Source organism: Mesorhizobium temperatum (assembly GCF_002284575.1).
Taxonomy (GTDB): Bacteria; Pseudomonadota; Alphaproteobacteria; order Rhizobiales; family Rhizobiaceae; genus Mesorhizobium; species Mesorhizobium temperatum.
This window is the reverse complement of sequence record NZ_NPKJ01000019.1, coordinates 311,617-334,501: the sequence shown is the minus strand read 5'-3', so window position 1 is coordinate 334,501 and position 22,885 is coordinate 311,617. Positions and strand designations below refer to the sequence as shown.

The window sequence follows — 22,885 nt, the reverse complement described above, 5'->3', positions numbered from 1 at the left end:
GCGCAAAACAGCCGTTGTACGGAGACCTTCACAACGCGGCCTCCTCTCATTTTTGATCCTTTTACTGGGCAGCGCCTCGCGGTATAATTAGACTTGGCTAAAATGAAGATGGAAGGGCCGTGAAAACGGAACACCTTCCGTCTTTGGGTCGGGGGCCACTATGGGAGGCTCACATGCTTAGCGGTTTTGGCAGGACCTGCGCGGTAATCCTTTTGTCAGGGAACTGCGCTTTCGCCCAATCGGATCTGATAGAACCAGAGGCTGGAACGTGGAAGACGTGGGTAATCACGTCTGGCAAGGACTTCCGAGTCCCACCGCCGCCCGACGCCTCCGCCGCAGCAGCCGAATTGGTGCAGATGCGGGATCTCCTGGCGCAGAAAGATCCGGTTGCTGCCGACAAAATCACCTTCTGGGACGCCGGCTCGCCCGGGTACCGATGGATCGACCTGGTCAACAATCGCATTCTCGAAAACCAGCAGATTCCAAATGCGCACCGCGTCTACACCTATTTGACGATGGCGATGTACGACGCCACCGTCGCGGCGTGGGACGCGAAGTACTTCTACAATCGGCCGCGCCCGAGCGAGGCGGATGCCACGCTGCCGACTGCGCTGCCGCCGCCTCGGAGTCCCTCCTATCCATCCGAGCATGCCGCAGCCGCCGGAGCCGCCGCGACCGTTCTTTCTTATTTCTTTCCCGACGAGACGTCGTCGTTCAAGGCAATGGCCGAAGAAGCGGCACAGTCGCGTGTCCTTGCCGGTCTCCAGTTCCCGAGCGATTCTTCCGCCGGCCTGGAGTTGGGGCGACAGGTAGCAGAGCAGGTGATTGCGTGGGCAAAGGCCGATGGCTCCGATGCAGCGTGGACCGGCACTGTTCCGACCGGGCCGTGCATGTGGGTCGGGAGCAAACCCGCCAATGTAACCATGCCAAACTGGAAGCCGATTGTGCTGGCAGCACCCGATGAATTCAGGCCGCCGGCGCCACCCGACTGCCAATCCCCGGCCGTAAAGGCGGAGATGGATGCAATCCGGCAGTTTGAACGAAAATTCCCTAACAGCTACAAAGCGTTCTACTGGCAAAGTCCATCCGGCTTGTTCACCGACTGGTATGACTATGCCAGCAAGTGGATGTTCGAGGACAAGACGGATTCGAACCCACCCCGCGCCGCTCGGGCTTACGCGATGCTCGCAACGGTCTACTACGACGCCTACATTGCGAGCAACGACGGGAAGTACGCATATTGGTACCTGCGACCCAACATGCTTGACCCGAGCATCATTCCCCTGTTCACAGTGCCGGCACATCCCAGTTATCCGTCGAACCACTCCACGCTCTCGACCGCCAGATGCGAGGTCCTGGCGTACCTGTTTCCCGACCATGCCGACTTCATCCGCGCGGTCGGCAAGGAGGCGGGTGATTCCCGCGTCTGGGCCGGCATCCACTACCAAATGGACAATCAGGCCGGTGCCGCACTCGGCAAAGCGGTTGCGGGGAAATTCATCGAGCGGGCAAAAACCGACGGGGCGGATTAGCGAAAGGAAGTAGGCTTGTTTGATACGATCTCGACCATTTGCGAATAGCACCTATCGCAGTGGTCGAGCCATTCCTTCGCATCTACGAGATCGCGAGTATCGAGACCCGCGGTGAGAGCCGGGCATAAACAGGTGTGAGCAAGTCGCGAGCCCTCCGTCGCTCCTGTGGTCGTGATGTAGCCGCGCGATGCTGAGAGCGCTCGCGAATACACCGAAAGTCCGGAAATGGCGCCACTTTCTCTTCCCAATCGACGAGACGAATGGCAGCATTCCACCCAAAGCGGTTGTCTAACCTCGGGTACCAAGCGTCGGATTCTCACCACCAGTTTGACCATGGTCTTTTCCGAAAACCGGTTCCGCTTTTCGCTGACGCGGACCTTCGGTTCGGGGTCTACTCCAGCCATTCGGTGATGAAGCTGCCGTTTTCGTGGATGTCGGTGGTCTCCAGCGGACCTGGGCCGAGGTTGGTGAATTTGTGCGGCGTGTTCGGCGGCACGATCAATATCTGGCCAGCCGACGCCTCGATCTGCCGGTCGCCGACGGTGAACAGGCCGGTGCCAGTGCGGATGATGAAAATCTCGCAATAGGGATGCATGTGCAGCCGCGGGCCGCCGCCGATCTCCGGCAGATAGTTGAAGATCAGGCAGCTTCTGGAGCCGTACGCGCCGCACTGCAGTTCGCCCTGCCAATGGTCGGGGCAGCGGTCGGGCGTCCTGGCCCATTTGTCGCGGTCGATGACATGCGCCATGAGCCGAGGATAGACCGAGGCTGGGTCTCCTGTCGAGGCAAACACCGGCGCCGGTTTTGCCATTGTTTTCCTGTGGTTTCGCCGTCTTCGCCGCCATGCCGCCCGACGCCGAATTGCGTCCCCGCGACAATCTGCCCTTGTGCCTTCACCCGTCTGGACAAAAACGGGCTTCACGCATAAACCGAAGGCCAATTGCCGGAGGAATTCGCTAGCCTGTTCGCCATGCGCTGTCGGGTTTGGCGTGAAAGAGCGGGGAACAAGCCTCGGCCACCGGCACGGAAGAGGCGAAAGGATCAGGCACCCGTGAGCGCAACCGACATCCAGGATCCCAACCGTCGTGATTTTCTCTACGTCGCCACCGGCATGGCCGCGGTGGTCGGCGCGGGTGCCGTCGCCTGGCCGTTCATCGACCAGATGCGCCCGGACGCCTCGACGCTGGCGCTGGCCTCGGTCGAGGTCGACGTCTCCTCGCTGACGCCGGGAATGTCGCTTGTCGTGAAATGGCGCGGCAAGCCGGTGGTGGTGCGCAACCGCACCGAACAAGAGATGAAGGACGGCGAGGCGGTCAATCTGGCCGAACTCAAGGATCCGCTCGCCCGCAACGCCAATCTGCCGGCCGATGCGCCGGCGACGGACGCCAACCGCACCATGCCGGGCAAGGAAGCCTGGATAGTGATGGTCCAGGTCTGCACCCATCTCGGCTGCATCCCGCTCGGCCAGGAAGGCGAGTTCGGCGGCTGGTTCTGCCCGTGCCACGGCTCGGTATACGACACCTCCGGCCGCGTCCGCGGCGGGCCGGCGCCGGAGAATATGTCGGTGCCGGTGTTCCAGTTCATTTCCGACACCAAGATCCGTATCGGCTGAGGCTAAGGGATATTTCGATGAGCGAGGGACACTCGACCTATACGCCCAAGACCGGTATCGGACGCTGGTTCGACGCCCGCATGCCGCTGCCGCGGCTGGTCTATGACAGCTTCGTCGCCTATCCGGTGCCGCGCAACCTCAATTATGCGTGGACCTTCGGCGGCATCCTGGCGCTCATGCTGACGGCGCAGATGCTGACCGGCATCGTGCTGGCCATGCACTATGCGGCGGACAGCACTCTCGCCTTCGATTCGGTCGAGAAGATCATGCGGGACGTCAATTCGGGCTGGCTGTTGCGCTATCTGCATTCGAACGGCGCGTCATTCTTCTTCGTCGCCGTCTACATCCATATCTTCCGCGGCCTCTATTACGGCTCCTACAAGGCACCGCGCGAGCTTCTGTGGATCCTCGGCTGCATCATCTACCTCCTGATGATGGCGACTGGCTTCATGGGCTATGTGCTGCCCTGGGGGCAGATGAGCTTCTGGGGCGCGACCGTCATCACCGGCTTCTTCAGCGCCGTCCCGCTGGTCGGCGAGTGGATCCAGCAGCTTTTGCTCGGCGGCTTCGCTGTCGACAACCCGACGCTGAACCGCTTCTTTTCACTGCACTATCTTCTGCCGTTCATGATCGCCGGCGTCGTCGTGCTGCATATATGGGCGCTGCACGTGGTCGGCCAGTCGAACCCGACCGGCATCGAGGTCAAGTCGAAGACCGATACCGTCGCCTTCACCCCTTACGCGACCATCAAGGACGCGTTCGGGATGCTCGTGTTCCTGTTCATCTTCGCCTATTTCGTCTTCTACCTGCCGAACTTTCTCGGCCATCCCGACAACTACACAGTCGCCGACCCGCTGAAGACGCCTGCCCATATCGTGCCGGAATGGTACTTCCTGCCGTTCTACGCGATCCTGCGCGCCATCACCTTCAATATCGGGCCGATCAACTCCAAGCTCGGTGGCGTGCTCGCGATGTTCGGTTCCATCGCCATGCTGTTCCTGGTGCCGTGGCTCGACACCTCGAAGGTGCGCTCGGCGGTCTACCGGCCCTGGTACAAGCTGTTCTTCTGGCTGTTCGTGATCGATGCCGTCCTGCTTGGCTGGCTGGGTTCGCAGCCGGCCGAAGGCAGCTATGTCTTCATGGCGCAGATGGCGACATTGTTTTACTTCGCCTTCTTCCTGGTCGTGCTGCCGGTGCTTGGCCTGATCGAGACCCCGCGGCGATTGCCGAACTCGATCACCGAGGCAGTGCTCGAGAAGAACAAGGGTGGCGGTGGCGGGCATCCGGCTCGCGCGACAGCCGCACCGGAAACCAAGAGCTGAGCATGACCCCGAAAAGTGGAGACCGGTTTTCGGACAAGATCATGGTCGAGACGACGACGGCGCGGCAGAGAATCTCAAGGGGATTTGGCATGAAGACGATTCTCACCTCGCTGGCGCTGCTCGGCCTTGTGTTGGCAGGCACTGCGGCCGCGACCACCGGGGCGATTGCCCAGGAGGAGGCGCACAACGAAGCCCAGCCGACGCATTTCCCGATACACGAGCCGAAGGAGATGGACTGGAGCTTCGCCGGGCCGTTCGGCACCTACGACAAGGCGCAGCTGCAGCGCGGACTGAAGGTCTACAAGGAAGTCTGCGCGGCCTGCCATTCGATGAAATTGGTGGCGTTCCGCACACTGGAAGACCTTGGCTATTCGGAAGCGCAGGTCAAGGCACTGGCCGCCGAGTACACGATCAATGACGGTCCCAACGATGCCGGCGACATGTTCGATCGTCCCGGCATACCGTCCGACCATTTCCCGGCGCCGTTCCCCAACGATCAGGCAGCAGCGGCCGCCAATGGCGGGGCTGCCCCGCCCGACATGTCGCTGCTGGCCAAGGCGCGCGGCGTCGAGCGCGGCTTTCCGCGCTTCGTCTTCGACATCTTCACGCAGTACGCCCAGGGCGGTCCCGACTATATCCACTCGCTGCTGACCGGCTATGACGAGCAGCCGCCGGCGGGCATGGAGATACCGGAAGGCACGCACTACAATCCGTACTTCATAGCCGGCGTGTCGCTGAAGATGCCCAACCCGCTTTCCGACGATCAGGTGACCTATGACGACGGCTCGCCGCAGACGGTCGACCAGTATTCCCGCGACGTGTCGGCGTTCCTGATGTGGGCGGCCGAGCCGCATCTTGAAGCCCGCAAGAAAACCGGCTTTCGCGTGCTGGTCTTCATGTTGCTGTTCGGCGCGCTGGTCTATCTGACCAAGCGCAAGGTGTGGGCCGGCGTGGCGCACTGAGCTACGCAAAGCCACGAGATCGAAAGGGCGTCGAAAGGCGCCCTTTTTGTATTTCCTACCGCATCGGCCCGAAAATCGGAATCGATTTTCGGAAAGCACGATGCGTAGATTTCAAAAGTTTTAGAGCGTACTTTGTGCGTCCAAGTGGACGCACGTCGCTCTTAAGGCCGCCAGCTCAGTCCTTTGCCGGACAATTTTCTTCCAGGCGCCACATCGCGGTAGCCGTCGCCGGCCGCGCCGGGTTACGATCGGCCAGAGTTCCTTTTCACGTCTTCAAGTCGAATCGGACGAATGCCCGGAGAGCCGCCCATGAAACCTTCGCTCGAAGACACGCTGCTTGCCGCGATCCGCACCATTCCGGACTATCCCAAGCCGGGCATCCTGTTTCGTGACATCACCACGCTGCTAAGCAACGCGCGCGCCTTCCGCCGCGCCATCGACGAGCTGGTGCATCCCTATGCCGGCCAGAAAGTCGACAAGATCGCCGGCATCGAGGCGCGCGGCTTCATCCTTGGCGGCGCCGTCGCCCATCAGCTTTCGGCCGGCTTCGTGCCGATCCGCAAGAAGGGCAAGCTGCCTTACGAGACAGTGCGCGTCGCCTACAGCCTCGAATACGGGCTGGACGAGATGGAGATGCACAGGGATGGCGTGTCTCCGGGTGAGAAGGTGATCCTGGTCGACGACCTGATCGCCACCGGCGGCACGGCGGCGGCGGCGGTCCAGCTGTTGCGGCAGATCGGCGCCGACATTCTCGCCGCCTGCTTCGTCATCGACCTGCCGGACCTCGGCGGCCGCGACAAGCTCGAAGCACTCGGCGTGCCGGTCAGGACGCTGATCGGGTTTGAAGGGCATTGATACGCTTTTTCCTTCTCCCCTTGTGGGAGAAGGTGGCCTCGCGAAGCGAGGTCGGATGAGGGGTGTTGGACAGATCGCAGCGCCGAAGGCGTAAGTGCTTCAAATCATTTGATTTTTTAGACGAATCATTTCTTCCAACCCCCCTCATCCGTCTCGGCGCTTTGCGCCGATCCACCTTCTCCCACAAGGGGAGAAGGAAGAAACTACCCCATCTTCACCAGCACGGCGCTTTCGAACTCGATGACCTTGTCGCCGGTCGAATCGAAGGCTTCCGAGCGCAGCGTCAGCAGCCGCCAGCCTGGCCGTGACATGATGGGGCGGTGGGCAAGCGCGGTGCGGGTGAAGGTCACGGTTTCTCCGGCATAGACGGGCTTCAGCCATTTGAGGTTCTTGAAGCCGGGCGAGGGGCCGAATTCGGGCGCGGGTCCAGCGACGGCCCAGCGGACGCCCTCGGCCTCCACGCCGGTCTCGAGGTTCAATTTCATCCAGGTTGCTGCTGTGTGCCAACCGGAGGCGCACAGGCCGCCGAACACGCTCTTTTTCGCCGCCTCTTCGTCGAGATGGAATATCTGCGGATCGTATTTCCTGGCGAACGCCTTGATCGCCTCGGGTTCGAATTTGTGCGACCCGAGCGTGACGGTGATGCCGATGCAGAAGAACTCGTCCAATGTCATGAGGGGCCCTGTGCGGCATCACGAGCGAGGAACATGACGGTGTTCTCGAGTTCGAAAACGCCTTCGCCACGCTGGTTGAAAAGCTCGCTGCGCATGGTGACGAGGCCGAGCTGGGGCTTGGACCGGGACAGGCGCTTGGCAAGGACGGTGGTGTTGCCGCTCAAGATGTCGCCGGCCAGCACCGGCCTCTTCCACCGGACCTGATCGACACCGGGGGCGCCTTGCGAGGTCGAGTCCAGCAGGAAGGCGTCGCACAGCATGCGCATGAACATTGCGCAGGTGTGCCAGCCGGAGGCCGCCAGCCCGCCAAGGATGCTGGCCTTGCCCGCCGCCTCGTCGAGATGCATAGGCTGCGCATCGAACTCCTGCGCGAATTCGATGATCTCGGCCGCACTCACCAGCTTCGTGCCGAGGTCGAGCGAGGCGCCCTCGACGAAATCCTCATAGGCCCAAGTCTTTCCGGTCATGGTCTGGAGTTCTTTCCGGTCATGGTCTGGAATCCGGTTCAAGATTGTACGATCGCCACGGATAGGGTTCCCGGATGCAGGCGGGGCGGGATTTGGTCAAGTCATTTCTGGTGCGCCAAGCCATCGCGCCCAACGGGAACAGAGGGTCCGAAGGCTTTACAACCAGCCGCGGCGGCGGAAATACCAGAAGGGCAGGATCGCCGACGCGATCATCAAGCCGATGGCGAAGGGGTAGCCGAAGTTCCAGGTCAGTTCGGGCATGACATTGAAATTCATGCCGTAGATCGAAGCGACCAGCGTCGGCGGCAGGAAGATGACCGCGGCGACGGAGAAGATCTTGATGATGGCGTTCTGCTCGATCGAGATCATGCCGAGCGTCGCGTCGAGCAGGAAGTTGATCTTCTGCGACAGGAAGGTGGCGTGGTCGGCGAGCGACAGCACATCGCGGGACAAGGTCTTGATACGGGCGCGGATATCCTTGCTCATCTTGGTCTGGGTCGAGGCGTGGGTGAGGAAGCCGGCGAGCCGCTGCAGCGAGATCAGGCTGTCGCGGATCGAGGAGGCGATGTCCTCCTTGCGGCCGATGGCCTTCAGCAATTCCTGAAAATCGCGGTTGCGCTTGGACGCCTTGGTCGAGCTTGCCTGGAAGATGTCGCGTGAGATCGTCTCGATGTCGCGGCCGGCGCGCTCCAGAATGTCGGCGAGGCGGTCGACGATCGCCTCCAGCAAACCGATCAGGATGGTGTCGCCGCTGGTGCAGCCGGTCGCCACTTTCTCGGCACGCTGCGGAAAAGTCTTGAAAGCCTTCGGTTCGTGGTAACGCACGGTGATCAGCCTGTTGCCGGCCAGCACGAAGGTGACCGGCGACATCAAGGGATCGTCGGCCTCGGTCTGGGCGGGCAGAATGGCGGTCATGAAATAGGCGCCGTCCTCGACATAGAGGCGGCTCGAAATCTCGATCTCCTCCATCTCCTCGCGCGTCGGAATGGCAACACCGAGCCAGGCCTCGATGGCCGCTTCCTCTTCCTTTGTCGGGCTCACAAGGTCGGCCCAGACAACCTTGTCGCTGTTTGCCAAGAGATCGTCGGCAAGGCGCAGGCGATCATTGTCCACGACGAATGCCTTGATCATCGCCGGGTCTCCCTTGCTGAGGCCAAAAGGATGGGTTCGAACGGGCGCGTCGTTTCGGATTGCACCGGACGGGCGCTTTCGACGAAAGCAGGCCTGAGTGCAGACGCCCCTTAGACCGGGCATTGCGGGCAGTCAAGCGGCGCGGAAATGGCCTGTGCAGTCTCCTCCTTCTCCCCTTGTGGGAGAAGGTGGCCGAGCCCACGGGTCTTGCCTCCGGCAAGCCCGAGGACAGGCTCCGCTCGGTTGATGAGGGGTGTTCCAACTTGGCACCAACAGCGCTCCGGCCAACACCCCTCAACCGTCTTGGCGCTACGCGCCAATCCACCTTCTCCCACAAAGAGGGCTTTGCACGGGGGGAGAAGGAAGAAGGCGCCGTCGGTCAGCTCAGGTGTTGAACTTGAACAGCATGATGTCGCCGTCTTGGACGACATATTCCTTGCCTTCGTCGCGCGCCTTGCCGGCCTCCTTGGCCGCCACTTCGCCGCCTAGCGTGACGAAGTCGTTGTAGGCGATGGTCTGGGCGCGGATGAAGCCGCGCTCGAAATCGGTGTGGATGACGCCTGCCGCTTGCGGCGCCTTGGCGCCCTTGTGCACGGTCCAGGCGCGTGTCTCCTTCGGCCCGACGGTGAAATAGGTGATGAGCTGCAGCAGCTCGTAGCCGGCGCGGATCACCTTGTTCAGGCCGGGTTCCTCGAGGCCCAGCGTTGCGAGGAATTCCATTTCCTCATCGTCCGAGAGCTGCGCGACCTCGGCTTCGATCGCCGCCGAAATCACCACGATGCGGGCGCCTTGCGCGGCAGCCATCTGCTCGACCGCTTTGGTGTGCGCGTTGCCGGTGGCGGCGTCGGCCTCGGCGACATTGCAGACATAGAGCACGGGGTGCGACGTCAGCAGGTTCAGCCCCTGCAGGATGCGCAGATACTCAGGCGCAATGCCGTTGAGCAGGATGCGGGCCGGCTTGCCGGCCTGCAGGAGTTCAAGAGCGGCTTCCATCATGGGAAGCACGGTCAGCGCCTCCTTGTCCTTGCCGGAAGCGCGCTTGCGGAACTGCACGATGCGGCGCTCGAGGCTGTCGAGGTCGGCGAGCATCAGCTCGGTCTCGACGGTCTCGGCGTCGGCGACGGGATCGATGCGGCCTTCGACATGGGTGATGTCGTCATCCTCGAAGCAGCGCAGCACATGGACGATGGCGTCGACCTCGCGGATATTGGCCAGGAACTGGTTGCCCAGCCCTTCGCCCTTCGAGGCGCCGCGCACCAGGCCGGCGATGTCGACGAAGGAGATGCGGGTCGGGATGATCTCCTTCGACTTGCCAATCGAGGCGATCTTCTGCAGGCGCGGGTCGGGCACCGCCACCTCGCCGGTGTTCGGTTCGATGGTGCAGAACGGATAGTTGGCGGCCTGCGCCGCCGCCGTCCTGGTCAGCGCGTTGAAAAGCGTCGACTTGCCGACGTTGGGCAAGCCAACGATGCCGCATTTGAAACCCATTTTTATCCGGTCCTATCGGGAAATCGAAATTTGATGAGGGCTATGGGCGAAAGCGCCGACGATCGTCAAGCCCTCCAGCCCCGATCCGTGGCGAGGCTCAATCCTTGCCGCCGAAGAGCTTCTTCAGCATGGCGGCCATCGGGCCGGTTTCGGGCGGCTTGACCGCCGGCTGCTGCGGCCGCGCCTGACGGATGTGGCTCTGCTGTTTCGGGCTCTGCTGTCTCGAGTCGGGATTTTCGCGTTCGGGCGCAGCACCGGTCTTGCGCTGGACGGCAACGCTGACCTTGTTCATGAAGCCGGGCTCATCACCCCTCACGATCATTTCGGCATGAGCACCGATGGCGTCGAGCAGCGGCTCCAGCCATTCACGATCGGCCTTGGCGAAATCGCCAAGCACATGATGCTGGACGAATTCCTTGACACCGGGGTGGCCGACGCCGATGCGCACGCGGCGGTAAGTATTGCCGACATGGCCGTCGATCGAGCGGATGCCGTTGTGGCCGCCGGCGCCGCCGCCGGTCTTCACGCGGAGCTTGCCTTCGGGAAGGTCGATCTCGTCATAGAAGACGGTGAGCGCCGAGGGAGCGAGCTTGTAGAAGCGCAGCGCTTCGCCGATCGACTGGCCGGAATTGTTCATGAAGGTCTGCGGCTTGATCAGGATGATCTTTTCGCCGCCAAGCGTGCCTTCGGCGATCAGGCCCTGGAACTTCTTCGACCAGGGCGAAAAGGAATGGCGGCGGGCGATCGCGTCCGCCGCCATGAAGCCGACACTGTGCCGGTTGTTGGCGTATTTCGCGCCCGGATTGCCGAGGCCTGCAAACAGCAGCATCGTCACCTCCGGGCGGAAAGGGATTACTTCTCTTCGTCGGCAGGAGCCGCTTCGGGTTCAGCCGCTTCGACGGTCTCTTCTTCCGTCTCCGGCTTCATCGCCGCGGAGCCGGCAATGGTCGCGATGGTGAAGTCGCGATCGAAGATCACCGGCTTGACGCCGGCCGGCAGCTTGACCGCCGAGATGTGGATCGAATCGCCGATATCGGTGCCGGTGAGATCGACGGTGATGAATTCCGGGATCGCATTGGCCGGGCAGTGGAACTCGACGTCGTGACGCACGATGTTGAGCACGCCGCCGCGCTTGATGCCGGGCGACTTGTCCTCGTTGATGAAGTGGACCGGCACGTCGACATTGACTTCGGTGTCCTTGCCGATGCGCAGGAAGTCGACATGGACCGGGAAATCCTTGACCGGGTCGAGCTGGAAGTCCTTGGGCAGGACCTGGATCTTCTTGCCGTCGACATCGATCGTGGCGATCGTAGTCAGGAACCCGCCGCCATGGATCTTGTAGTAGATATCCTTGTAGGTGAGGGCAATCGCCAGGGGAGGCTGCTTGTCACCGTAAATTACTGCAGGCACTTTACCGTTGCGGCGAACTGCACGGGCGGACCCCTTACCGACCTGTTCGCGCGCTTCGGCCTTGAGCTCGTAAGAATCTTGGCTCATGGCATTTCCTTTCGCGTTGTTCTGGAGCGTTCGCGGCCGGCGAGGTGCCTGGGCCGTAAACGTCGAAAGCCGTCATGGCCTTACATGATCTGGTCCAAAATCTTTTTTGGGATCACGCAGGCCGGACAGCCTTCCGCCGCGTTGCCTCCAAGGGTGTCTACGCGGGTGGCGGCTCTATAGCGGAAGGCGGGCCTGGGTGCAAGCCAAAGGCGGGTGGGCAGTGTCTCGCTTTGAATTCGGCCTTGCTCCCCCATTTTCAAACATTTGGGTTATATCTTGAAAGCCGACCGCAATCGATCAGTGTCAGACCGGAAACAGGAGTGCCGAAAGCAACGCAGCGACATACAGCCCGATCCCGAAGGACAGATGAGTCATAAGGCCGCGCAGACGCGCAGTGTTCGGATTGGGCGTTTTCGAGGCTGCAATTCCGGCTCCAAAAGCTGGCTGCATTATGAAGAATGGGGCGACAACAGTGGACATGCCGACGAGAAGGGCAGGAAGCAATGTCGGATGTCGTGCCCAGTCCAAGCCCCATACTCCCATCAGCAATGCAGCAAAGACGATGCCGATCGCGTAATGCGCAACCCAACCGATAGGCGTTTCGCCACGAATTCGGGGAGCCTGCGCGATATTCGCATGCGCGAAACGTCCTCGCGGAAAGTGCCCGATCCAGCGGCCGACCCAGGCATAATCAAGCGATGGAATTGCGAACGCTCGCTTCAGAAACAACCCCCAAAGATCCATCACCGCCGTCGCTCCCGTTCCGATCGCGGCTGCGCGGACAACGAATTCAACCTGCTCGTTCATTTTTTATGCTCCTGTTTTGTCCATGCTCCTGTCATGCGTCAGACACTAGTCAATTAAAACCTCTCATTCAATGTATTGATTGATCGTTTGATTGATGGTAGCCATGCGATATGAAAAACGCAGACGTCCATCATCCGATCTTTGACGAAATAGCCGATCTCGCCCGAACGCTGGGACATGCACACCGGCTGGTTCTCCTCCGCCATATTGCCGACGGCGAACTCGCGGTAGAGCAGCTGACGCAGCTTTCCGGGATCGCGTTGGCCAACACCTCGCAGCATCTTCAACACCTCAAACGGGCCGGCTTGGTGCAGACCCGGCGAGACGGGAAACGCGTGCTCTATCGTTTGGCAGGTGGGCCAATCGAAGACGTGCTCGCGGCCCTGCGAAGCCTTGCGAACCATAGGCGCGAGCAAATCCGTGAGCTCATCAACGACACTATGAGCCGGCCGGACAGGCTGGAGAACATCTCGCGCGAGGAACTCGTGCGCCGCATGCGGGACAACGAAGTCGTGCTGCTCGACGTTCGGCCGCAGGAGGAATACGCAGCCGGCCATTTGCCGGGTGCGATCAACATTCCCGTGGGTGAGCTGGAGGATCGACTTGCGGAGCTTCCACGAGAGAAGATCATCGTCGCCTATTGCCGTGGTGTCCAGTGCGTTCTTTCTGCCGACGCGCTGGCAATCCTGAGGACGCGAGGCCGGGCCTCACGCCGGTTCGAAGGCGGTTTTCCCGAGTGGCTGACCTCAGACCTTGATGTCGACGGCAAGAACTACGAGAGCGGCTGACAGAAGCCAAAGTCGGCGTCGCCGGCCCAAGCCCGAATATGAATGGAAACTGGAACCGCCACAGGGGCAATGCCCGCGGCAGGCTGGACGGCACACGCCGGACGCGCGCTGGCGCCTGCTGGCAAGGGCATGCCAATGTCATTCACCGCGGCCTTGCCTGATGTCGGCTGGCCACCTTGCTCTGCTGGGCGCTCCCGGTCACAACCTCACCAGACCGAAGCCGGCAAAAGCCAAGGCGATCCCTGACGCGATGGTTCGCGCCTGGTTCCAGAACTGCCACCGTTGTGAATAGTCCTGCCAGATCTCTCGCGCAGTCTCGATATCCTTGGGAACGGGAATTGCGGCCAATGCCTCGTTCATCGGCACGTTCACCGTCAATGTGAGGAAAAGGCCCGATGTCAGATAGACGAGCGTTGCGGCAGCGAACCAGAACGCAGGCGACTTGCGGCCATCGAAAAGCATCGCGGCAGCCGTGAGCCCCAGAACGACCGGCGTCAGAAAGAATGCCGGAAAGAATACGGCGTTGCGAACCGATGCATTCATCGCCTGCATAGCCTCGATCGCCACTCGGGGATCGGCCTGGTCGAGCCCCCACATTGTGGAGCAGACCCAGGCGTAGAAAAATCCGAAAATCGCCCCGGAAAAGACGATCGATGTGACCGACAGTCCTGCCACTATGCCAGGCATCACTGCTTTCATAGAACCGTATCATCGTGTACGCTTTCACATATACGTACAAAAGTGTACGGTTTTGGTCAAGCAGTTTCGAAGATTGGCAGTTTCGAAGATTGGCAGTTCGGAGATTGGAATGCGCGAAGACACCAAGGCTGCGCGTCGGGCACAGATCGAGAGGGCAGCCTACAAGCTTCTTAAGGAAAGAGGCTACGGCGGGACTTCCATGCTTGGCATAGCCAAAGAGGCAAAGGCGTCAAACGAGACCCTCTATCGCTGGTATGGCGACAAGAAGAGTTTGTTCAAGACGATGGTCGAAAACAATGCAAGGACGACGAAGGCGGCACTGGATGCGGCAATCAGGGACGAAGCCGATCCTCTGGTAACCCTTGAAGAGGTTGCTCCGATCCTGCTTTCGATGCTGCTTGGCGAGCGGGCAATCTCCCTGAACCGCGCGGCTGCTTCTGACGAAAGCGGCGAATTGGGTGCGACGATTGCCGCAGGCGGCCGCGATTCGGTATTTCCGCTGATCGAGAAACTGATCCAGCGCGGCTTGGAGAGCAGCGTGCTGGCCGCGCCATCTGCGCGCATTGCGGCCGATTGGTTCCTGAACCTGCTGATTGGTGATCTGCAGATCCGGCGGGTCATTCACACTCTGCCCGTTCCTTCAGACAAGGATATCCATTCAAGGGTGGTTGCCGCGACCAGTGCGTTTAGAAAGCTTTGTGGCACGTGACGCCAAAAATCGACCTGTGCCTGTTCCACGCATAAAGGTGGCAGGAAGAGGGCGCTCCCGACCTCTACGGAGCGAGGCCGAAGTCCAACTGAGACTTCACCCGATCGTGGCCTCTTCCTTGAGCTTCCTCGCTTCCTTCATGTTGGGAAGAAACACCGTCAGCAGCCCGAGCAGCGGCAGGTAGGAGCAGATCTGAAAGACGAAGTCGATGCCTTTCAGGTCGGCGACGACGCCGAGCACGGCGGCGGCGATGCCGCCCATGCCGAAGGCGAAGCCGAAGAAGATACCGGCGATCATGCCGACGCGGCCGGGCACCAGTTCCTGGGCGAAGACGACGATGTTCGAGAAGGCCGAGGACAGGATCAGGCCGATCAGCACGGTCAGGACCATCGTCCATTCGAAATTGGCGTAGGGCAGGGCCAGCGTAAACGGCAGCACGCCGACGATCGAGAACCAGATCATCGGCTTCTGTCCGTAGCGGTCGCCGAACGGGCCGCCGAGCAGGATGCCCAGCGCCGAGGCGCCGAGGAACAGGAACAGCATGACCTGCGACATCTGCACCGAAACGCCGAATTTATCGATGGCGTAGAAGGTGTAGTAGCTGGCGAGGCTGGCGATGTAGGCGTTCTTGGTCAGCACCAGCAAGGTCAGCACCGCCAGCGCGCCCATCACCCTGCGGCGCGGGAAGGGCGAGACGAAGCCGACCGCCTCGCGGCTGGCGAGCGAGGCGCGCAGGCGGCTGTACCAGCCGCCGACCCGCCACAGCACGATGATGCCGATCAGCGAGCCGGCGGCAAACCACGCTATGCTGGTCTGGCCGAAGGGTACGACGATGAAGGCAGCCAGCAGCGGCCCGATGGCCTGGCCGAAATTGCCGCCGACCTGGAACAGCGATTGCGCCAGGCCGAACCTGCCGCCCGAGGCGAAGCGGGCGATGCGCGAGGATTCCGGGTGGAAGATCGCCGAGCCGATGCCGATCAGCGATGCGCCGATCAGCAGCAGCGAATAGTGTCCGGCATAGGCCAGCACGATCAGGCCGATCAGCGAGGACGCCATGCCGTAGGGCAGCGAATAGGGCATCGGCCGCTTGTCGGTGACCATGCCGATCAGCGGCTGCAGTAATGAGGCCGTCACCTGGAAGGTGAAGGTCAAAAGGCCGATCTGCCAGAAATCGAGACCGTAATTGTCCTTCAGCAGCGGATAGATTGCCGACAGCAGCGACTGCATGATGTCGTTGACACAATGGCAGAAGCTCACCGCAAGAATGACGGTGAAGGCCGTCGCTTGCGCCGAAGTGTGGCTGGCCGCCGCAGGCGTAGCGACGGTGGTGGCTGTCGTGTCGGTCAAGGCATGCTCCGTGGTCTTTTTGGCGGGCGCTGCAGCAGGCGGCCTCATAGCCCGATTGCTTTATATAAGTCACTTGTCGGGCAACTTCTTTCGTGGTTTGGTCCAATAGTTTCGCGAGTGGGCCATTACTCGATGCCACGTGGCAACGAAATCTTCGAAGCGGGCGACACCGATCTCGGCCAGTTCACCGATCTCGGGCAGTTGCATCAGCGCCGCTGGCAGTGGCTGGAGCAGGCCGTCGGGCCGGCGGTGGCCCTGCCGACCGAATATCCCGACGGCTACCACGTGCCGCAGCACCGTCACAGTCGCAGTCAGCTGCTGCATGCGCTTGTCGGCGTCGTGCTGGTGACGACGCGGCATGGGCGCTGGATGGTGCCTCCCGATCATGCCATGTGGATTCCCGCCGGCACCGAGCATTCCGTCGAGATGCTTGGCGACGTCAGCATGCGCTCGGTCTATGTGATGCCGGACGCCATTGCGGGGCTGCCGCATGGGCTGCGCGTCGTCGGCATCACCGATCTGATGCACAGCCTGATCGTGGAATCGGAAAAGCTGCCGCAGGGCGCCGAGTTGGAGGGGCGCGGCGGGCTGATCATGAGCCTCCTGCTGCATGAAATCCCGAACCTGCCGGAACGGCCGCTCGGCCTGCCTTTTCCTTCCGATCCAAGGCTTGCGGCACTCTGCCGGCGCTTCGTCGCAGCACCCTCGCCGCACGCGACAATCGACGAATGGGCCGATATCGTCGGCATGAGCCGCCGTTCCTTCACCCGTGCCTTTCATCGCCAGACCGGATTGTCGCTGTCGACATGGCGCCAGCAGGCCTGTCTGTTCGCGGCCTTGCCGAGGCTGGCCGACGGCGAGCCGATCACAAGGGTGGCGCTCGACCTCGGCTATGACAGCGTGCCGGCCTTTATCACCATGTTCAAGCGCATGCTGGGAGCGTCGCCGCGCGGCTACATGCGCGGGTCAAGGGACAACATCAGGGTGTCGAACGGATAGCGCATGACCCCGAACCTTCGGTTCGGAAAGGTTCGTGCGCAAAATCAAAGTGCTACAGCGTCCTTCGCGCGTCCGCTGGACGCGCGGCGCTGTAGGCTGGCAGATTTCAGTCGAACAGGCTCGACACCGATTCTTCGGTCGCCGTGCGCGAGATCGCCTCACCCATCAGGTCGGCGATGGAGATGACGCGGATGTTGCTGGCGTCGAGCACCGCCTGGGTCGGCTGGATGGAATCGGTGATGACCAGTTCCTGCAGTTTCGAGGCGCCGATGCGGGCGATGGCGCCGCCCGACAAAACGCCATGGGTGGTGTAGGCGGTGACGCTGGTGGCACCGGCGGCAAGCAGCGCATCGGCCGCATTGCACAAGGTACCGCCCGAATCGATGATGTCGTCGATCAGCAGGCAATCCTTGCCGCGCACGTCGCCGATGACGTTCATGACTTCCGATTCACCGGGGCGCTCGCGACGCTTGTCGACGATGGCAAGCTGGGCATCGATGCGCTTGGCGAGCGCGCGCGCGCGGACCACGCCCCCGACATCCGGCGACACGACCATGACATTGGCAAGCTTCTTGTATTTCGCCTTCACGTCGCGGGCCATGACCGGCACCGAGAAGAGATTGTCGGTCGGGATGTCGAAAAAGCCCTGGATCTGGCCGGCGTGGAGATCCAGCGTCAAGACACGATCGACGCCCGCGCGCGTGATCATGTTGGCGACCAGCTTGGCCGAGATCGGCGTGCGGCCCGAGGCGCGGCGGTCCTGCCTGGCATAGCCGAAATAGGGAATGACCGCGGTGATGCGCTTGGCCGACGAGCGCATGAAGGCATCGATCATGATGAGCAGTTCCATCAGGTGATCGTTGGTCGGGAACGAGGTGGACTGCAGGATGAAGACATCCTCGCCGCGCACATTCTCCTGGATCTCGACGAAGATTTCCTGATCGGCGAAGCGCCTGACGCTGGCTTTGCCCAGCGGGATGTTGAGATAGCGGGCGACCGCTTCGGCCAGCACCCTGTTGGAATTGCCCGCGAAAAGCTTCATGCACCGTTCCTGGTGAAGGATGGAGACTCTGGCAGACTCTCTTGAGCCCCTTAGTCGGGGCTTTTAGCGGCCCGTGCCGGTATTGCAAGCGTCGTGATCGGGAATCCGCCGGCTAATCTCAATAAACGTCGACGACGAGGGAAGCCGGCAACATGTCAGCCCGCCGGTCAGCCCGCTTGGCCGCCAAGCCATGTGGCGAACTGGTCGATCGTCTGGTCGGCGATCGCCTGCATGGTCTCCGGCGCGACAGCAGCCCAGCCTTCGCCATCATTGACCGAGGGCGCCTTCTGCTGACCGTTGATGCGATGCAGCCGGTTGCCTGCCGGGTCATAGACGTCCCAGACATAGATGACGGTGGTATCCTTGCCTTCCGACATCGTTGAGAAATAGCCTTTCAGCACGTGCGTGGGGGTCTGGCCAGCGCTGCCTGCCAAGGTGATGCCGCGCTGCTTGGCTCGCGTTTGAAGCGCCGCGGTCAGCGGTGTCGCGGCTTCCACCGAGGCGCCGACGATCGGCGCTACCTGCAGTCGGGTTCGTGCGATGACGGCGGCGCTCTTTGCGGGCGGCGCGGTCGTGGTTGCAGGTTGCGCAGCGGCGGACGGCTGTGTTGCTGCGGAAGACTGCGCGGTCGTTGCAGGTGTGGTGGGCGTTGCAGCCGTGCCGGTTCCGGCCGTTGGCGACTGCGGGGCGATGGCCGAGGGTTCGAGAACGTCCTTCGCGTTGGTGCAGGCGGCCAGCGTCAGCGCCGCAAGCAATGACACGGTCGTCACGTGCGATCGCCTCATTCCCTCAAAACTCCCTGGCGATGAACGCCCTTTGCATCCGTACCATTATGGATTCATTGCACAATCAAGTCGAGATCATGGCGGGACAGCGGTTTCGGCTGCGATTCAGTCGTCAGATAGGTGCGGCCGAGCGTCATTGCCGTCTCGGTTTCGGAGTCCATGATGATCATGTGGGCGAACAGCGTCATGTTTGGCGCAATGGGTTCCGGATTGCCCTGATAGAACATCGGCGTGTCCATCCATGATGGGGTGAAGCGGGCCCCGAGCGAATAGCCGCAGGCGTTGAGCCGGTGTTTGGTCAAGTTGTGCGCTTCGAGCGTGCGGGCATGCGCGTCGAACACGTCGCCGAAGGTATTTCCGGGCATCATCGTCTTTTCGACCGCCAGAAGTGCGGCGCGCGCAGCATCGAACAGTTCCTGGTGACGTTTCGACACTTTGCCGGTCAGCACCGTGCGCATCATCGCCGCATGGTAATGGTGGAAGACGCCGGCCCATTCGAGCGTCAGCTGGTCGTTCTTGCTCAGTTTGCGGCGGCCAGCCTTGTAACGGCAAAGCAATGCGTCCACGCCAGAGCCGATGATGAACTCGTTGGCCGGATAGTCGCCGCCGCCGGCAAAGATCGCGCCCTGCATGGCGGCGAGGATCAAGGCTTCGTCGCCACCCTGCTTGATCAGCGGCAGGGCCGCGTCCAACGCGTCGTCGGCGAGATTTGCGGCCTTTTCCACCTTGGCGATTTCGGCCGGGCTCTTGAACAGGCGCAGCCGGCTGACGATGCCGGACGCGTCGGCGATCTGGCCAAAGGTCTGCAATTGCTCGTCCAGGCGCCTGCCATTGTAGGCGGTCAGGCCGTGGGTGTCGTATTCGACGCCGATGCGGGCGCCGAGCAGGTCGAGGTCGTTGAGCAAATTGCGCAGGTCGATCGCCGGATTGGCGCCGTCGCGATCGGTCCACAGCACGATGTTGTCGATGATCGAGGTGTGGCGCGCCTGGCGCAGATCGGCCGAGCGCGTGAGCAGGATCATCGAGCCGTCCGCCTTCACCACGAGGCACTGGAAGAAGCAGAAGCCGAACGTATCGTAGCCGGTCAGCCAGTACATGCTCTCCTGCGCAAACAAAAGGACGGCATCGAGCTTCTTCTCGGCGATCTCGATCATCAGCCGATCGCGCCGCGCGTCAAATTCCGACCGTTCGAAATGCAGCGCCATTATTCTGTCTCCAAAACGATTGCCGAAATCTGCCGCCCGTAATCCGGCTCCTCGCGATGGGTGCTGCGCCGGTAGGAATAGAACAGATCCTCCTCGGCGTAGGTGCAGCGGCCGAGCCCATCGGCGGTGACGCCGGCCCGGGTCAGCCGATCGACCGTATAGCGGTTGAGGTCGAACATTGCATGTCCCGGCTTCGCGGAGGGCGCGAAATAGCCGATATTGTCGGCATCGGCCTCGACGAAACGAGCGATGAATTCCGGGCCGACTTCATAGTTTTGCGGGCCGATGGACGGGCCGAGAACCGCAACGATGCGCTCGCGCCGGGCGCCGAGGCTTTCCATCGCCGCAACGGTGTTTTCCAGCACGCCTGACAAGGCGCCCTTCCAGCCGGCATGGGCTGCGCCGACGATTCGCGCCTCGGCATCGGCGAACAGCACCGGTCCGCAATCGGCCGTCGAGGCGCCCACCGCAATCCCCGGCCGGTCGGTGACGACAGCGTCGGCCTTCGGCCGCTCGCCGGGAAAGGGCTTCCTGGCGATGACGACGTCGGGCGAATGGATTTGGTGGGCGGTCAACAGATGGCTTGATGGCACGCCCATCCAGTCGGCGACGCGGCGGCGGTTCTCGGCGACCTGCGTCTGGTCGTCGCTCGAGCCGGTGCCGATGTTGAGGCCCTGATAGATGCCGCTGGAGACGCCGCCGACGCGGGTGAAATAGCCGTGGCGAATGCCTTGCGCCCGCGCTTTCTCCAGCAAGGGCGACCGAACGGGATCCGGTTTGGTCTGATTCAGCATGGCTGCGTTGTTGTCCGTGTGAGCGATTTCGTCAAGCGACAGTCGAAAGATGGCGACAGTCCAAAGATGGCGACAGTCCAAGATCGGCGACAGTCGGAAATTGGGAGAGTGGGAGAGGCGGCAGCGAAAAGTCAATCCGCCGTTGCAAAGGGCGGAACGGCGATGCCGGCAGGCAGGACGGCAAGCACTTTGAACAGGTCGCCCATGGCTTGCGGACCGGCGAGGCGTTCGACCTCGCCTGCAATTTTTTCGCGAGCCGCCTCATTGGCATTGGCGCCGAGCTGGCCGGCGCGTTCGAGAAGTCCCATTTCCACCAGGAATTCGCCTTGCGTGGAGAGATGGGCATCGAGGCCATGCGCCCGCACGATCGCGGCAAGGGCGGCGAAATCGACATGGGCGGTGAGATCGGCTTCGCCCGGATTGGCCAGCACATCTTCGTGATCGTGCTTGCGCAAGGCCTGCAACGTGTCGCCGATCCCTGGTCGGAGATAGCCATAGTCGAGGAACAGGCCGGCGCCGCCGAGCCCGGCCAATCGCTCGGCGATGGTCGCCATCAGCGCGGCTCGGGCCGGCGCGACCTCGACGATCGCGCCCTGTGGGGCGTCTTCGGCATCGTTCGGCAACAGCGTTGGATCGACCGAGCCGGCGCCGGCGAAGAAGTGCAATTCGTCCGCGCTGTCGAGGCCGATCATCCGTTCGCGCCAGCCTGTTCCGGCGCGGACGAACTGGCGGATGGGCACCGCGTCGAACAATTCGTTGCCGACGATGAAAAGCGGGGTCTGCGGCAAGGTGTCTATGCTTTCGTGCCAGCCGATCGCGGCAGGCGTGGCGGCAAGCGTTTGCTTCTGGACATCGGTCAGCCGCGGGCTGGTCTCGATCATGGCGAACGATGCGCCGGCGGTCAGCGCCGGATCGAGCCGCGAAAGCGTGCGCAACATGTCCTTCATCAGCGTGCCGCGGCCGGGGCCGATCTCGGCGATGGTGACCGGCATCGGCCGGCCGGTTGCCAGCCAGGCCTCGTAGAGCCAGACGGCGATCAGCTCGCCGAACATCTGGCTGATCTCCGGTGCGGTGACGAAGTCGCCGGCAGCCCCGAACGGCTCGCGCGTCGTATAATAGCCGTCCAGCGGATCGAACAGGCAAAGCGCCATGTAGTGGTTGACGGGAATCGGCCCCGCCGCACCGATCAGCTCGACGATGCGGGTTTTCAGCCGTGTCATACCGGCTGCGGCTGTGTGATCGCCCTAGGGCGACGTGCGTCCATTTGGAAAGTACGCCCTGGCACTTTGATTCTACGCATCGTGCTTTCCCAGAATCGATTCCGATTTTTGGGCCGATGCGGTAGCCGTCGCCATCGCCCATAGGCCGGCCAGCAGCATCGGCAGCGACAGCACCATGCCCATCGTCAGCCAGCCGGTGCCGAGGAGGTAGCCGAGCTGCTGGTCGGGCTCGCGGAAGAATTCGACAAGGATGCGCGAGAGACCGTAGCCGGCGATGAAGGCGCCGCCGACGAAGCGCGGCGTCTTCAGCTTGAGCCTGGAATGGGTGAGGAAGCGCAGGACCAGGAACAGCACCAGGCCTTCGAGCAGCGCCTCGTAGAGCTGGCTCGGATGGCGCGCAAAGGGCCCGCCATTGGGGAATTCGACCGCCCATGGCACGTCGGTCGGCCTGCCCCAGAGTTCGGAGTTGATGAAATTCGCCATGCGGACGAGGCCAAGGCCGACCGGCACGCCGGCCGCCACCACGTCGAACAGCGACCATGTGCGGATGCCGCGCGACCAGGAAAACAGCGTCATGGCGAGAATGACGCCGAGCAGCCCGCCATGGAAGGACATGCCGCCCTGCCAGACGGCAAGGATATCGAACGGTTGAGCGATGTAGCGCGGGAGGTCGTAAAACAGCACGTAGCCGACACGCCCGCCAAGCACCACGCCGATAGCCGCCCAGACGATGAAGTCGTCGAGATCCTCGGGCTTCATGGGCACGGTGCCGTCGGGCCAGAGCCTTGCATTGGTGACGAGCCGCTTGGCATACCACCAGGCGAAGAGAATGCCGACGATGTAGCCGACGCCATACCAATGCACCGCCAGCGGCCCGATCTGGACGATGACCGGATCGATGTTGGGGAAGGGCAGGGCGGCCAACGGCAGCATAAAATATTCGCTCAACA

The 22,885-nt window shown here is 62.1% G+C and carries 24 protein-coding genes and 1 pseudogene; 9 read left to right on the top strand and 16 right to left on the bottom strand.

The features are described 5' to 3' along the window. Positions 1 to 173 precede the first annotated feature (173 nt). Complete coding sequence (locus CIT26_RS05605) at positions 174 to 1,532, top strand: phosphatase PAP2 family protein (protein ID WP_245319149.1); 1,359 nt, start codon at positions 174 to 176, stop codon at positions 1,530 to 1,532. 391 nt (positions 1,533 to 1,923) lie between these two features. Here the strand turns inward: CIT26_RS05605 and CIT26_RS05600 are convergent, their stop codons facing one another. Beyond that, positions 1,924 to 2,280 (bottom strand): cupin domain-containing protein, encoded by a 357-nt coding sequence (locus CIT26_RS05600; protein WP_095491671.1) that lies wholly within the window; start codon positions 2,278 to 2,280, stop codon positions 1,924 to 1,926. A gap of 303 nt (positions 2,281 to 2,583) precedes the next feature. Here CIT26_RS05600 and petA point away from each other — a divergent pair, with 303 nt between their 5' ends. The 4 genes from petA to CIT26_RS05580 all read left to right on the top strand — a co-directional run bounded on the left by petA (position 2,584) and on the right by CIT26_RS05580 (position 6,283). Next, positions 2,584 to 3,144 (top strand): ubiquinol-cytochrome c reductase iron-sulfur subunit, encoded by a 561-nt coding sequence (gene petA, locus CIT26_RS05595; protein ID WP_095491618.1) that lies wholly within the window; start codon positions 2,584 to 2,586, stop codon positions 3,142 to 3,144. 17 nt (positions 3,145 to 3,161) lie between these two features. Further along, entirely contained in the window at positions 3,162 to 4,466 is a 1,305-nt protein-coding gene (locus CIT26_RS05590) for a cytochrome b (protein ID WP_095491617.1), read from the top strand. Positions 4,467 to 4,555: 89 nt separating this feature from the next. Continuing rightward, on the top strand, positions 4,556 to 5,428 hold the full coding sequence (locus CIT26_RS05585) for a cytochrome c1 (protein ID WP_095491670.1): 873 nt from the start codon (positions 4,556 to 4,558) through the stop codon (positions 5,426 to 5,428). A 309-nt stretch (positions 5,429 to 5,737) separates the two neighbouring features. Then, complete coding sequence (locus CIT26_RS05580; protein ID WP_095491616.1) at positions 5,738 to 6,283, top strand: adenine phosphoribosyltransferase; 546 nt, start codon at positions 5,738 to 5,740, stop codon at positions 6,281 to 6,283. A gap of 203 nt (positions 6,284 to 6,486) precedes the next feature. On the opposite strand, the gene CIT26_RS05575 is transcribed toward CIT26_RS05580, so the two are convergent. From CIT26_RS05575 to CIT26_RS05540, 7 genes are all read right to left on the bottom strand, one after another. Continuing rightward, on the bottom strand, positions 6,487 to 6,957 hold the full coding sequence (locus CIT26_RS05575; RefSeq protein WP_095491615.1) for a MaoC family dehydratase: 471 nt from the start codon (positions 6,955 to 6,957) through the stop codon (positions 6,487 to 6,489). Then, positions 6,954 to 7,424, bottom strand: a complete 471-nt coding sequence (locus CIT26_RS05570; protein WP_095491614.1) for a MaoC family dehydratase — start codon at positions 7,422 to 7,424, stop codon at positions 6,954 to 6,956. The genes CIT26_RS05575 and CIT26_RS05570 overlap by 4 nt, the downstream gene beginning before the upstream one ends. A gap of 156 nt (positions 7,425 to 7,580) precedes the next feature. Next, positions 7,581 to 8,555: a magnesium/cobalt transporter CorA gene (corA, locus tag CIT26_RS05565; RefSeq protein WP_095491613.1), complete on the bottom strand. Its 975-nt coding sequence runs from the start codon at positions 8,553 to 8,555 to the stop codon at positions 7,581 to 7,583. A gap of 384 nt (positions 8,556 to 8,939) precedes the next feature. After that, a complete protein-coding gene (gene ychF / locus CIT26_RS05555) occupies positions 8,940 to 10,043 on the bottom strand; it encodes a redox-regulated ATPase YchF (RefSeq protein ID WP_095491611.1) in 1,104 nt (367 codons plus the stop codon). Positions 10,044 to 10,140: 97 nt separating this feature from the next. After that, entirely contained in the window at positions 10,141 to 10,872 is a 732-nt protein-coding gene (gene pth / locus CIT26_RS05550) for an aminoacyl-tRNA hydrolase (RefSeq protein WP_095491610.1), read from the bottom strand. Positions 10,873 to 10,895: 23 nt separating this feature from the next. Then, positions 10,896 to 11,540 (bottom strand): 50S ribosomal protein L25/general stress protein Ctc, encoded by a 645-nt coding sequence (locus tag CIT26_RS05545; protein ID WP_095491609.1) that lies wholly within the window; start codon positions 11,538 to 11,540, stop codon positions 10,896 to 10,898. Between the two features lie 303 nt (positions 11,541 to 11,843). Further along, positions 11,844 to 12,347, bottom strand: a complete 504-nt coding sequence (locus CIT26_RS05540) for a DUF2938 domain-containing protein (protein WP_095491608.1) — start codon at positions 12,345 to 12,347, stop codon at positions 11,844 to 11,846. 110 nt (positions 12,348 to 12,457) lie between these two features. Between CIT26_RS05540 and CIT26_RS37375 the strand changes: the two are divergent. Then, positions 12,458 to 12,661: pseudogene (locus CIT26_RS37375) on the top strand (ArsR/SmtB family transcription factor); the annotation flags it as partial. Positions 12,662 to 12,787: 126 nt separating this feature from the next. Then, on the top strand, positions 12,788 to 13,135 hold the full coding sequence (locus CIT26_RS37370) for a rhodanese-like domain-containing protein (RefSeq protein WP_245319165.1): 348 nt from the start codon (positions 12,788 to 12,790) through the stop codon (positions 13,133 to 13,135). Between the two features lie 198 nt (positions 13,136 to 13,333). Here CIT26_RS37370 and CIT26_RS05530 read toward each other — a convergent pair whose 3' ends face one another. Beyond that, positions 13,334 to 13,822 (bottom strand): anthrone oxygenase family protein, encoded by a 489-nt coding sequence (locus CIT26_RS05530; protein ID WP_095491606.1) that lies wholly within the window; start codon positions 13,820 to 13,822, stop codon positions 13,334 to 13,336. A 121-nt stretch (positions 13,823 to 13,943) separates the two neighbouring features. Here CIT26_RS05530 and CIT26_RS05525 point away from each other — a divergent pair, with 121 nt between their 5' ends. Continuing rightward, complete coding sequence (locus tag CIT26_RS05525) at positions 13,944 to 14,543, top strand: TetR/AcrR family transcriptional regulator (protein WP_095491605.1); 600 nt, start codon at positions 13,944 to 13,946, stop codon at positions 14,541 to 14,543. Positions 14,544 to 14,639: 96 nt separating this feature from the next. On the opposite strand, the gene CIT26_RS05520 is transcribed toward CIT26_RS05525, so the two are convergent. Then, complete coding sequence (locus CIT26_RS05520) at positions 14,640 to 15,890, bottom strand: MFS transporter (RefSeq protein WP_167391278.1); 1,251 nt, start codon at positions 15,888 to 15,890, stop codon at positions 14,640 to 14,642. Between the two features lie 132 nt (positions 15,891 to 16,022). Between CIT26_RS05520 and CIT26_RS05515 the strand changes: the two genes are divergently transcribed. After that, positions 16,023 to 16,889, top strand: a complete 867-nt coding sequence (locus CIT26_RS05515; RefSeq protein ID WP_095491669.1) for an AraC family transcriptional regulator — start codon at positions 16,023 to 16,025, stop codon at positions 16,887 to 16,889. A gap of 106 nt (positions 16,890 to 16,995) precedes the next feature. Here the strand turns inward: CIT26_RS05515 and CIT26_RS05510 are convergent, their stop codons facing one another. From CIT26_RS05510 to lgt, 6 genes are all read right to left on the bottom strand, one after another. Then, positions 16,996 to 17,931, bottom strand: coding sequence for a ribose-phosphate pyrophosphokinase (locus tag CIT26_RS05510; protein ID WP_095491603.1), 936 nt, complete (start codon positions 17,929 to 17,931; stop codon positions 16,996 to 16,998). 167 nt (positions 17,932 to 18,098) lie between these two features. Continuing rightward, entirely contained in the window at positions 18,099 to 18,716 is a 618-nt protein-coding gene (locus CIT26_RS05505) for a hypothetical protein (protein WP_095491602.1), read from the bottom strand. A 53-nt stretch (positions 18,717 to 18,769) separates the two neighbouring features. Further along, entirely contained in the window at positions 18,770 to 19,921 is a 1,152-nt protein-coding gene (locus tag CIT26_RS05500; RefSeq protein WP_095491601.1) for a M24 family metallopeptidase, read from the bottom strand. Continuing rightward, the gene (pgeF, locus tag CIT26_RS05495) at positions 19,921 to 20,715 is read right to left on the bottom strand and encodes a peptidoglycan editing factor PgeF (protein WP_095491668.1); all 795 of its coding nucleotides are present in this window, start codon (positions 20,713 to 20,715) and stop codon (positions 19,921 to 19,923) included. The genes CIT26_RS05500 and pgeF overlap by 1 nt, the downstream gene beginning before the upstream one ends. Before the next feature lie 131 nt (positions 20,716 to 20,846). Next, positions 20,847 to 21,935 (bottom strand): class I SAM-dependent methyltransferase, encoded by a 1,089-nt coding sequence (locus tag CIT26_RS05490; RefSeq protein ID WP_095491600.1) that lies wholly within the window; start codon positions 21,933 to 21,935, stop codon positions 20,847 to 20,849. A gap of 72 nt (positions 21,936 to 22,007) precedes the next feature. Beyond that, positions 22,008 to 22,883: a prolipoprotein diacylglyceryl transferase gene (lgt, locus tag CIT26_RS05485; RefSeq protein ID WP_095491599.1), complete on the bottom strand. Its 876-nt coding sequence runs from the start codon at positions 22,881 to 22,883 to the stop codon at positions 22,008 to 22,010. Between the last annotated feature and the right edge of the window lie 2 nt (positions 22,884 to 22,885).